Below are 11,496 nucleotides of genomic sequence, written 5' to 3'. Positions count from 1 at the left end.
ATAATACAGTGAGTTCTTTTCTTCTTCCGTGAATTCTAGGTTAATCATGTTTTTAATGAGTGCTTTGCTTCTAATTATGACTCTTAAACTATATTATTGTCCTTGAGTAAAAAATGCAAGTTGTAGCCGTGCAAAGTATAGTTTCTCTTACTTCTTCCTCGGGAAACTCGTGGCGCTCGACAATTCTTTGTAACGTTTTCTCGGAAACTTTTATTCCCGTGTATTTGGGCAGATCCTTTTCAGCATTCTTGTAAGAAACCGTGGCACTTAACCTTAAACAACATTCCTCTAAAGCTGGACTAATTCTTTGATGGGATTCCAGATGTAAATACTCCGCTTGTTTTTCGGTGACGGGTAGTTGACCGATTATACTTTTTAGAATTCTTTCTCGTCCCGCTTTTGTTCCCGTTGTTTTTTCGATAAAAAAATTCCTAATTGGGGGGTAACATAATCTAAAGTCTGTTGTCGGATCGTTTTTTCAATATCCCCTAAACTGGCTAAGTCTTCGGGAGCGGCCTCTTGATAGAGAATTTCGGCGATTCCTCGGGCGTATTCTTGAAGTTTTTTCTGGTTTTCTGGGTTCATTGACCGTTTCCTCCTTTGATATATCCCTATTTTACTCGATTCTTCTACCGGTCTCCAGCGTACTCTTCTGCAAAACTGACTTGCTCCCCTACCCTTATCAAGGGGGGCAGGGGGGATCGACACCCCTCTTATCAAGGGGGGCAGGGGGGATCGAACCTAAAATCCATTTTTAATTTAATTAAGTACCTAAGCAAAATTAATTACACATATCTAACCCCGCTCTTGCCTCTTGCCCCTTGCCTCTTGCCTATCTTCACTAGGAAATTAATTTTGCACGACTACTTATAACCAGCTACTTAATTAAGCAGCCGATAATAACTCTTGATCGCTGATAATCAGAATTATTTCCTAACTTTTAACTGCCGACATCTGCCGCATTTCTAGATACACTAATAAAGCGTTAATATCGGCGGGATTGACTCCGCCAATTCGGGAGGCTTGACCGATGGTGGCGGGTTTAATTTTTGTTAATTTTTCCCGCGATTCCATTGACAAAGTTTCGATTTTCATGTAGTCAATATCGGGGGATAAATGACGGTTACTGTGGCGACTAATTTGGTCAATTTGATTTTGTTGTCGCTTCAAATAACCGGAATATTTAATCTCAATTTCTACCCCTTCTCTTTCGGCTAAATTTATATCAGGATTACCTAAACCATAGCGATCGAGATCGAGATAATGGAAGCTAGGACGACGCAGTAAATCAGCTAAAGAGAGAGAACCTTTAATTTTTTGTTCCGTATCCTTAACGATGGCAATTGCCACCTGATCCCGTTCTTTAATTCTCGTTTCGTGTAGGCGTTCTTTTTCAGCGATAATATTAGCTTGTTTAGTTTGGAATAATTGCCAACGCCGGTCATCAATTAAACCAATTTCTCGCCCTAAAGGTGTTAATCTTTGATCGGCATTATCCGATCGCAATACTAAGCGATATTCGGAACGACTGGTTAACATTCGATAGGGTTCCCGCAGCTCCTTAGTACACAAATCATCGACCAAAGTTCCTAGATAACTTTCCTCCCGGGGAAAAACAATTAACTCTTTTCCTAAAGCAAACCGCGCCGCATTAATCCCCGCCACCAGTCCCTGGGCTGCCGCTTCTTCATAACCGGTTGTGCCGTTAATTTGTCCCGCACAAAATAACCCCTCAATCTTCTTCGTCATCAGGGTTGGATAACACTGAGTTGCCGGTAAATAATCGTATTCCACTGCATAGGCAGCCCGCAACATTACACAGTTTTCTAAACCGGGTAAAGTCCGCAGCATTGCTAATTGAACATTTTCCGGCAGTCCCGTTGAAAAGCCTTGGATATAAAGTTCGGGAATATCGCGCCCTTCCGGTTCAATAAAAATTTGATGACTTTCTTTATCGGCAAAACGGACGATTTTATCCTCAATACTGGGACAATAACGAGGCCCTTTGGAGTCAATAAAACCGCCATAAATGGGGGATAAATGTAAATTATCTCTGATTAATTGATGAGTGGCCGCCGTGGTGCGGGTGAGATGACAGTTCATTTGTTCTCGTTCGATCCACACCTCCGGATCAAAACTAAACCAACGTACCTCGTCATCGGGCGGTTGCGGTTCCATACGAGAGTAATCCACCGAACGCTTATCCACACGGGCAGGAGTGCCAGTTTTTAGGCGACCAGTCTCGAATCCGAGACGATTTAGGGTTTCTGTTAAACCCACCGCCGCAAATTCGCCCGCGCGTCCGGCGGCCATAGATTTGCCGCCAATCCAGATTTTGCCGCCTAAAAAAGTGCCAGTGGTTAAAATGACGGCTTTAGCGGCGAAACAAGTGCCGAAATAGGTTTCTACCCCTAAAACTTGCTCATTTGCCCCTAAAATCAGGTCTGTGGCCATGCCCTCCCGAATAACGAGATTTGCTTGGGTTTCGACGATACCTTTCATCACCGCCGCGTATTCCCGTTTATCGGTTTGGGCGCGTAGGGCCCAGACTGCCGGTCCGCGAGAGGCATTAAGAACCCGTTTTTGCAGATAGGTGCGGTCGGCCATTTTGCCAATTTCGCCGCCTAAAGCGTCCACTTCGTGGGTTAATTGGGATTTAGCCGGACCACCGACGGCGGGGTTACAGGGTTGCCAGGCGATTTTATCGAGATTAAGGGTGAGGAGAAGGGTACGACAACCGAGACGGGCGCAAGCTAGGGCCGCTTCACAGCCGGAATGGCCCGCCCCGACGACGATGACATCAAATTCGTCTTGAAAGTCTGCGGCTGAGGAGAAAGTCATACTCGATCGAGGGGAAAATTAATTAATCAGGCTAACATTCTAGCAATTTTTCTGAGTTTTCCCCCTAATATAATACAAATATACTAACTAAAATCATTGAATACCATCAAAGCGATCGCATAAATCTAAAAACAATCTATATAATTCCTATTTACCCTTGCCTTTTCAGGGCATTACTGGCTAAGTATTATAGGTGCTTATCATAAGTAGGGAGGCACAATTATTTGTAGGATGGGTTAGCGGTAGCGTAACATAATCGGGCGTTGGGTTTCATGCTTCAACCCAACCTACGTTCATCTTATATTTAATTCCACCCACCTACTTATCTTCACGATCGTTTAAAGATTATAATCATGGATTTACTTGCCAATCCCGTTGCTTTGTCGCGGATACAATTCGCCATCACCGCTATTTTTCATATGCTTTGGCCGGTGTTAACCACTGGTATGGGCATTTATCTAGTCATTGTCGAAGGATTATGGCTAAAAACTCGCAATCCTGACTACTATCATCACGCTCGCTTCTGGTCAAAACTCTACATTCTCAATTTCGGCATTGGAGTTGCTTCTGGTTTACCGATGGCCTTCCAGTTTGGTATGAATTGGGCGCCTTTTTCGGAAGCGGTGGGGGACTTTTTCGGAACTATCCTCGGTTTCGAGGGAACCATGGCCTTTATGCTAGAGGCTAGTTTTCTAGGAATTATGTTGTTTGGTTGGGGACGAGTTCCCCCGTTAATTCACTTCCTAGCGACAATTCTCGTCGCTTTTGGGGCTAATCTTTCCACTTTCTGGATTTTAACCGCTAATTCTTGGCTGCAAACCCCCGCCGGTGGCATCTTCGTGGATGGTAAATTTATCGTTCAGGATTACCTACAAGCGATTCTCAATCCCTTCATGGTTAATAGTTTCCTGCATATGTTTTTCGCTACTCTGGAAACTTCTCTTTTCGTCATTGGTGGTATTAGTGCTTGGTATTTGCTCAATAAACGTCACATTAGCTTTTTTAGTCGTTCTCTCAAAATTATTCTTACTCTAGCGATTGTTATCGCCCCCTTGCAAATTTTTGTCGGTCATCTTAGTGCCGAACAAGTGTATCACTATCAACCGGCTAAATTAGCCGCCATGGAAGCGCAATGGGAAACCATTCCTGCGGGAGAAACTGCCGGTTGGAGTTTGGTTGCTTTACCCAAGGATAAAGCGGAGACAAATAGCTGGGAAGTGAAGATTCCTAATGCTTTGGGTTATCTTTTGGAATTAAAACCCAAGTTATCGGAACCTGTTCTCGGCTTAAAAACGTGGAAATACGAAGACAGACCGCACATGGTGGGGCTAATCTATTATTCTTTCCGGATTATGGTCGCTATCGGTCTTTTTCTTGCGTCTTTAATGGCTGTAACTGTCGGGCAATGGCTGCGCGGTCAATTATCTAACGAAAAAATCGACAGTCAAAAATGGTTACTACGCGCTTGGGTTTTTGCGGCCCCTCTGGGTTATCTTGCGGTTGAAACTGGTTGGATTGTCCGTTGTGTCGGTCGTCAACCCTGGACGGTTTACAATCAAATCCGGACGGTGGATGCTGCTTCTAAACTGCCCGCAGGCGAGATTTTAACCTCTTTAATCGGAATTACGGCGATTTATGTTGTTTTCTTGGTTTCTGCTCTCTATTTCGGCAGTCTTATTATCCGTCAGGGACCCAATCTTAACTTACCACTGCCGGGGACTCAAGAGGAAAAAGTGACCTCACAGGAAGCGAATCCCCGTTCCCTAGAAGCGCAACAATAGGAGGAACTATGGAACCGTTACAGTATTTTTTGCCGCAAATTTGGTTTTTTATTCTGGGTTTATTCCTGTTTCTCTACGTCCTCCTCGATGGTTTTGACTTGGGGGTGGGAATTCTTTCCCTGACTTCCTCCTCCGAGAAGCGTCGCAGTATTTTAATGACCAGTTTGGGCAATGTTTGGGATGCTAACGAAACTTGGATTGTTTTGATGGGGGGTTCCCTGTTTGGGGCGTTTCCCCTAGCTTACGGGACAATTTTAAACGCTTTATACCTGCCAGCAGTGATTATGGTGGTGGGGCTGTTATTTCGGGCTGTTTCCTTCGAGTTTCGTGAACATTCTCGTCGCAAGTTGTTCTGGAATTATGCCTTCGGACTCGGCAGTTTTTTGGCCGCTTTGGGGCAAGGATTCGCCCTCGGTGCGGTTTTTGAGGGCATTAAAGTGGATGAATTGGGTCATTTTGCTGGCGGCCCCTTTGATTGGTTAACATGGCGATCGATTCTAGTGTCTCTAACTTTAATCCAAGCTTATGTTTTAGTGGGTTCCACTTACCTAATTCTGAAAACTACGGGTAATTTACAGGAAGTTCACTATAAAACGGCAAAAATTGCCGCTATTACCACTTTTATCGGTGCTATCTTTATCACCATCAGTACGCCGCTGCTTTCTGACCATATCCGTCAGCGTTTATTTGACCCTCGACTAATTTACATCTTTATCCTCATCCCGATTTTAGCTGTGGTCTTACTGGGTTTATTACTGCGGAGTTTGCAACTAAAGGAAGAAAACACCCCGATGGTGTGGACAGTATTGCTGTTTATGCTCTCTTTTATCGGTTTGGGATTGTTGATTTTTCCCGATATTATTCCCCCGTCCGTGACAATTTATCAAGCGGCAGCCGCCCCTAGTTCTTTGGTGTTTATGCTGACTTTTGTGGGTTTTTTAATCCCAATTTTACTAGCCTATACAGTTTATAATTACATCGTTTTTCGGGGTAAAATTACTGCTGAATCCTACGGAGAATAGATGACGTTGCCGATTTCAGATATCAATCTTCTTTGGTGAGATTTTTAAGGGGAGACTCTCTAAGCTGATGCTAAACTGAATTTATTCTAGGAGGTCTTTGGGTGTAATTAACTCGTAACGCTCGAAGGGTTGATGAATCCAGGGATTATCGGGGTAATATTCCACATAATAGTCAGGTTTGATTCTTGATGCTGCTTTGTACCAGATCACCGCAGTTTTGATATTGGTAATCCCGTATTTTTCCTGTAACAAAATCGAGGTTTTTTGGAGAGTGATTCCCGAATCGACTAAATCATCCACTAATAATAAGGGACTCTTTAATTGGGCTTCGATCATGGCTAAATTCGAGGAAATAGTTAATTCTCCCCGAATTTGATGATTTTGCCCCCCGTAGGAAGCAGCATAGAGAATGGCTAGGGGTTGACGAAAAAGACGACAGAGAATGTCACCGACGCGCAATCCTCCCTTAGCTAAACAGACAATCTGAGCAAATTGCCAACCAGAACGATCGATTTTTACTGCTAATTTTTCGATCAGACGATGGTATTCATCCCAAGAAACATAAATATCGGCCATATTGTCGATTCTCGATTGATAATTACTTATTTTCGGCAGGTCGATCGCTACTCCAGGCCCACCAAACTCGATCGCATTGACAATGATAGAATTCCTGCCATTTACGACGAGAATCTTCTCCTAAAACGGGAGCGCGGCGATTGATCCAAACGGCCTGAGCTTCTTTAGCTTTGGCGCCACAGTAAGGACAACAAAAATTGTAGGCGTGAACAGCATTCTCTGTCCAGTCAGGGGGAAAGGGACTAAAAGCATCCATAATCTCTAAAATATAAGAGTAATAACTAGAAAAACTGGGTCAATAGACAATCTCCTTGTTTACTTTATCACTAAAAAAATATGGCTAGAGGGGATCAAATATACGCCCATCGGGAATTGCTCAATCTTCAGGGTGTTTATGCCCATCATGGCATCGATTGCGGTGATGGTAGCGTCATTCATTACCGAAAACCGAGCGAGATTGTGGAACGAACTTCCCTAGAAACCTTTGCTAGGGGCGGTAAAATCTATGTGGTGCGCTATGTAGAGGTGGGATTTTCCTTTATCCCCGATGTGGTGGTAGAAAGGGCGCTAAGTCGTCTGGGGGAGCAGAAATATAATCTTCTTTTTAACAACTGCGAACATTTTGCCACTTGGTGTAAGACCGGTATTAGCAAAAGTCAACAGATAGAAGAATTTATCCCGATTATTACCCATTTACAAGCGGTGGGACTCTACGAACCTCTGAAAAAATCCCTCATCGGAGCCGACCCCAACAATGCCCAAACCCTGTTAAAAGGGGCTTTAAGCAATCTTAAGGTCAGTTGGGATGAAATTCAACCCCAGTATAAAAAAGCCATTCAAGAAGCAGAAACATGGAATCGAGTGGCGATCGAAGCTTTAAGCAAAAATCGCGATGATTTAGCCCGGGAAGCCCTGAAACGCAAGGTAGAAGCCAAAAAACAGGCAAAACGCCATCAGGAACAATTGGATCAAATAGCGGCCATGACCGAAAATGTTCTTAAAAGTCTGGTGATTGCTAACGGTTAGTCTGGATGTCAGTAAACTGTTCAGTATCTAAACCTCTGCCAATTGCCTCGGTTGATTCCCCTCCACATCAGGTAATTTTAGTTGCTCGCCATGGAAATCTGGATTATTTTACGTTTTTCAATCGCCGCTGCCATTATCGCTTTAGTTTGCTGGTCTTTAGCCAGTGCCGTGCGCGATAGTTGGCAAGTTGCCCGACGGATGCACTCCATCCCTTGCTCCCACTGCCGCTACTTTACCAACGATTATCGCCTCAAATGTAGTGTACAACCCCGGAGCGCCAACACCGAACAAGCGATCGACTGTGGCGATTATTTTCCTGAGGCCTAGTTTGCCATAATACCGAAAAGCTTTTCGAGATGGTGCGAAATTTGCTAGTCTAGGCTAAATAGGTCTGAAATAGTATAGAAACGTGGATACAATTATTGGTCGGGGCAAAACAGCCCGTAGAGCTTACGGTATCGATGAAATCGCACTTGTACCCGGAGTGCGAACCCTCGATCCTAGTTTAGCCGATACCCGTTGGTCTCTCGGCAATATCGAGCGGGAAATCCCGATTATCGCCAGCGCTATGGATGGGGTGGTGGATACTAAAATGGCCGTCCTCCTCTCCGAGTTGGGGGCGCTAGGGGTACTAAACCTCGAAGGTATTCAAACTCGTTACGAGGATCCTAACCCGATTCTCGATCGCATTGCTGCGGTCGGCAAAGCAGAATTCGTCGGTTTAATGCAGGAACTCTACGCAGAACCGATTAAACCGCAACTAATCGAGCTTCGTATCCAAGAAATTCAAGAAAAAGGCGGTATTGCGGCAGTTAGCCTCACCCCTGCCGGTGCCGTCAAATACGGTGCTATTGTTGCCCAAGCAGCAGCCGATATTCTCTTTGTCCAAGCAACGGTTGTTTCCACTGCCCATTTATCCCCGGAAGCTATCACTCCCCTCGATTTAGTGCAACTGTGCCAAGAAATGCCCATTCCCGTGGTTTTGGGCAACTGCGTCACCTATGAAGTCGCCCTTAACCTGATGAAAACTGGGGCAGCCGGGGTTTTAGTCGGTATCGGTCCCGGGGCTGCCTGTACTTCTCGCGGCGTTTTGGGGGTGGGAGTTCCCCAGGCCACTGCTGTGGCCGATTGTGCCGCCGCTAGGGACGATTTTTTCCAAGAAACAGGTAAATACGTCCCCGTTATTGCCGATGGCGGCATTATTACCGGCGGTGATATCTGCAAATGTATCGCCTGTGGCGCCGACGCGGTGATGATTGGTTCTCCCATTGCCCGCTCCTTGGAGGCCCCCGGCCGCGGTTTTCACTGGGGTATGGCCACACCTAGTCCAGTTCTACCCCGGGGAACCCGGATTAGTGTGGGCAGTACGGGAACTATTGCCGAAATCCTCGTCGGACCAGCAAAATTAGATGATGGTACTCATAACCTCCTAGGGGCGCTGAAAACCAGTATGGGAACTTTGGGTGCTAAGAACTTAAAGGAAATGCAACAGGTGGAAGTGGTGATTGCTCCCTCGCTGCTGACGGAGGGTAAAGTCTATCAAAAGGCCCAGCATTTAGGTATGGGTAAATAAAAGTTATCAGTGAACAGCGATCGGTTATCATCAGTGTTAAGTTTTTGATTTGTGCCGGAGATGGATTTTCTGCTTGGGATGACCATGGCCTTCAGGTTCGGTTCTACCGACTCCCACTATCTCAAAAAACTGTTAAATTGGAAGAACCAAAAGGATAGTTTATAAAAAAATTGAGTTAAGGAGATCAAAGGTGTATAGAGAAAACGATCGCCCTCACAATTTATTCGGTACCGATAGTGAATTTTCCGAGAGTTTGTGGCAGTATGTCCAGACCTTAAGTCCGGAGACAATCGCCCAACTCTCGAAACCGGAGTCCCAAGAGGTTTTTCAAGTGATGGAACGCAACATTATCGGACTTTTGGGCAACCTTCCTTCCGAACATTTCGGTGTCACTATCAGTACCAGTCGCGAACATCTAGGCCGGTTATTAGCCTCGGCAATGATGAGTGGTTACTTTCTCCGCAATGCTGAACAGAGAATGAATTTTGAAAAATCCCTCGCTACTCTCCAGAGCGGTTCTAGCGATGTTTAAAGTTGAGCGGTAGTTAGGTTAGTTGGAAAGGGAAAAATAAGCAATCGGCAATCAGCTATCAGTTGTCCATTTTTATTTGTCTTTTATTGCATTAGTTAGCCATATAACTGGCTCTTCGGTTTGTGTTATGCAATGGACGGGGGTTATAAGGGATGTAACCCTTATAGAGAAAGGCATTTAGCGATTTTTGTCAATTGTTTTTGCTCTAGAGCGAACTAATCAATTAAGTCTCTTGCCAGATAAGGATTTAGTCGATTTATGCCCCCCTATCGAACCATAACAAGTAACGAAGAGCCCCTACTTAAAACTTGCTTTTAACACTTAAAGATCCTCTGCCGTAAAATCTCCCCACGCTTCTCGTCGGGTTTTATCGATATCTTCAGCTGAGGGAGCCTGTCCTAAATCGGCGCATATACCCCATAAAGAGGGACGGGGTTGATTAATTTCTGCCGATTCTGATGCCATTTCTGCGGTAATTTTTTCGAGCAGTTGCCGTTTCTCGATCGCGGATAATTTTTCCGCCCACCGCATTAGCTCTTGTAGAGTCATATTTCTATCGTCCACCGCATAAAGGAGTACCTTCATAAGTTTTAACATAAAGAGAAGATAAAACGCTTCCCCTTTGACAATCCTGACGCTAAAATATGGAAAAACCCCTCTAGAAAAAACCCTAGGGTGAGTTACTGTTACTCCTAACCCACCGCATCCAAGATTGAAAACAGAACCAACCAAATCCCGATCATTTAGGCAAGGTAAAGATGAAAAAACTCTACCCAATAATAACCGCAACTAGCCTAGTTTTTATCGCCTCTCTTGCTGGCTATCATCTACCAGCCACCGGCGATAGATCTCCCGTAATCCCCGTATTCATGCCGGATGATACAAAAGTATCTTTAAAAAATGGCACTTCTCTATCTGGGAGATTAATCAAGTTCGATTCCCAAGCGAAAAAGATCGCTTTAGGGAGAGAATCAGAAACAAAAGAAGTGGCAATGAAAGAGATCAAACAGATAGAGTTTCAAGGGGAAGTAACTATCAGAGAAACCCGACCTGTAGTATTATCAAGGGATGGATTCCAACAACAGAATAGACAACGCTGGACGGAACCCCTACAGAAATTCAGAATTGTTGATGTTAATGAAGGAAAAGCGGAAGTAACTTTAACCTCACTAGATTCTCTAGAAATAATAGTGATCAAGAATGTATTGCGTAACAGTTCCTACGTTGTCGAGGAAATTAAATTCAACCCCTCGGACAAAATTGAGATTCAAGTAAACCCGCATTAAAATTCACAAAAAAGAGGTCTATTTTTTAGGCAATTAAGGAAGACTTTAAATGGGAAAGTTGGCGGGAGCAAGTCAATTTCGTCAGAACAAACGTACTAAGCCTCGTTCAAAGTGTTCCGTTCAGGTACGCACAACGAAGTTTGAGAACTTGAGGTACATTCCTTTCATTCCATTGCGCTCCCGAAATTTTCAAGCGTCTATCGATTTGTTTAATCGTTGATTCCACCGCTCCTGAACCAATCGAACAAATTTCGTTCTCTTGAAAATAAGAATAATCGATTATTCGATGACAATGCTCTCTCAAGTAGTTACAGAAATTTTCCGCTTGTTTTTTCGATAAAGAAGAGAATAAAGCGATAGTTTCCTCGACTTTTCCCTTCCATAACAAGCTTTCCGCCTCTTGAATTCTCTTCTGGGAACCTCCGACTTTATACAGGTTTTCCACCAGATGAAACCAATCTAAAACCTCTCGTTTTTCGACTGGGGCTTCGATCTGTCCGATGATTTTCCATATCCCCGGATGACCGTCTCCTAGACAGGTTAGAGGATCGGACAACTCTTGCCGATTTACCCACTCGATTAAAACCTCGTTTTCCCTGAACGTGGCTTTGGTCACTAGATTATCTGCCCGGATCGCCTTGTAATCTTTCCAAACGCACGATTCTCCTTTTGTCTCCGTTCAAAGAGCGTACTTTCCCACCATCCAAGCTGATTTCTTTGATATACTTTAGACGTTCATAATCTGAGATTTATTAAACTTCTGAAATCGTAGAGTGAGCAAGGAATCCAGTTCTTTTTTATGTTTCAGGTGGGCATCATTCAGACATTCATAAATAGCTGAAGAAAAGTCAGAAAAGTT

General features: G+C 44.3%; 12 protein-coding genes and 2 pseudogenes. 7 read left to right on the top strand and 7 right to left on the bottom strand.

Annotated features, from left to right (window positions below; genetic code table 11):
• Positions 1-375 precede the first annotated feature (375 nt).
• Positions 376-585, bottom strand: coding sequence for a hypothetical protein (locus O9324_RS27570; protein WP_002772907.1), 210 nt, complete (start codon positions 583-585; stop codon positions 376-378).
• Between the two features lie 348 nt (positions 586-933).
• A complete protein-coding gene (gene mnmG / locus O9324_RS20540; RefSeq protein ID WP_288141170.1) occupies positions 934-2,841 on the bottom strand; it encodes a tRNA uridine-5-carboxymethylaminomethyl(34) synthesis enzyme MnmG in 1,908 nt (635 codons plus the stop codon).
• 353 nt (positions 2,842-3,194) lie between these two features.
• On the opposite strand from mnmG, the gene O9324_RS20535 reads away from it, so the two are divergent.
• The gene (locus O9324_RS20535; RefSeq protein ID WP_287107206.1) at positions 3,195-4,622 is read left to right on the top strand and encodes a cytochrome ubiquinol oxidase subunit I; all 1,428 of its coding nucleotides are present in this window, start codon (positions 3,195-3,197) and stop codon (positions 4,620-4,622) included.
• 8 nt (positions 4,623-4,630) lie between these two features.
• Entirely contained in the window at positions 4,631-5,644 is a 1,014-nt protein-coding gene (cydB, locus tag O9324_RS20530) for a cytochrome d ubiquinol oxidase subunit II (RefSeq protein WP_002792975.1), read from the top strand.
• 81 nt (positions 5,645-5,725) lie between these two features.
• On the opposite strand, the gene O9324_RS20525 is transcribed toward cydB, so the two are convergent.
• Positions 5,726-6,220, bottom strand: coding sequence for a phosphoribosyltransferase (locus O9324_RS20525; protein ID WP_287630497.1), 495 nt, complete (start codon positions 6,218-6,220; stop codon positions 5,726-5,728).
• 22 nt (positions 6,221-6,242) lie between these two features.
• Complete coding sequence (locus O9324_RS20520) at positions 6,243-6,476, bottom strand: hypothetical protein (protein ID WP_002771307.1); 234 nt, start codon at positions 6,474-6,476, stop codon at positions 6,243-6,245.
• An 80-nt stretch (positions 6,477-6,556) separates the two neighbouring features.
• On the opposite strand from O9324_RS20520, the gene O9324_RS20515 reads away from it, so the two are divergent.
• The 4 genes from O9324_RS20515 to O9324_RS20500 all read left to right on the top strand — a co-directional run bounded on the left by O9324_RS20515 (position 6,557) and on the right by O9324_RS20500 (position 9,351).
• Entirely contained in the window at positions 6,557-7,246 is a 690-nt protein-coding gene (locus O9324_RS20515) for a lecithin retinol acyltransferase family protein (protein ID WP_287630499.1), read from the top strand.
• Positions 7,247-7,336: 90 nt separating this feature from the next.
• Positions 7,337-7,573 carry a hypothetical protein gene (locus tag O9324_RS20510; protein WP_185238326.1) on the top strand — a complete coding sequence of 79 codons (237 nt, stop codon included), beginning with the start codon at positions 7,337-7,339 and terminating at the stop codon, positions 7,571-7,573.
• 82 nt (positions 7,574-7,655) lie between these two features.
• The gene (locus O9324_RS20505; protein WP_002771311.1) at positions 7,656-8,819 is read left to right on the top strand and encodes a GuaB3 family IMP dehydrogenase-related protein; all 1,164 of its coding nucleotides are present in this window, start codon (positions 7,656-7,658) and stop codon (positions 8,817-8,819) included.
• Between the two features lie 190 nt (positions 8,820-9,009).
• Positions 9,010-9,351, top strand: coding sequence for a DUF760 domain-containing protein (locus O9324_RS20500; RefSeq protein ID WP_002771313.1), 342 nt, complete (start codon positions 9,010-9,012; stop codon positions 9,349-9,351).
• A 321-nt stretch (positions 9,352-9,672) separates the two neighbouring features.
• Here the strand turns inward: O9324_RS20500 and O9324_RS20495 are convergent, their stop codons facing one another.
• Positions 9,673-9,936: a hypothetical protein gene (locus O9324_RS20495; RefSeq protein ID WP_288141169.1), complete on the bottom strand. Its 264-nt coding sequence runs from the start codon at positions 9,934-9,936 to the stop codon at positions 9,673-9,675.
• Between the two features lie 173 nt (positions 9,937-10,109).
• Here O9324_RS20495 and O9324_RS20490 point away from each other — a divergent pair, with 173 nt between their 5' ends.
• Positions 10,110-10,637 carry a hypothetical protein gene (locus O9324_RS20490; protein WP_288141168.1) on the top strand — a complete coding sequence of 176 codons (528 nt, stop codon included), beginning with the start codon at positions 10,110-10,112 and terminating at the stop codon, positions 10,635-10,637.
• A gap of 106 nt (positions 10,638-10,743) precedes the next feature.
• Here the strand turns inward: O9324_RS20490 and O9324_RS20485 are convergent.
• Together O9324_RS20485 and O9324_RS20480 are read right to left on the bottom strand one after the other, a co-directional pair.
• Positions 10,744-11,359: pseudogene (locus O9324_RS20485) on the bottom strand (ISKra4 family transposase); the annotation flags it as partial.
• A gap of 5 nt (positions 11,360-11,364) precedes the next feature.
• A pseudogene (locus tag O9324_RS20480) lies at positions 11,365-11,496 on the bottom strand (IS630 family transposase); the annotation flags it as partial.

It is taken from the genome of Microcystis sp. LE19-84.1B, assembly GCF_027531875.1.
Classification (GTDB): domain Bacteria; phylum Cyanobacteriota; class Cyanobacteriia; order Cyanobacteriales; family Microcystaceae; genus Microcystis; species Microcystis panniformis.
Note: the sequence above shows the minus strand (reverse complement) of the source record. Positions and strands in the feature narration are given on the sequence as shown.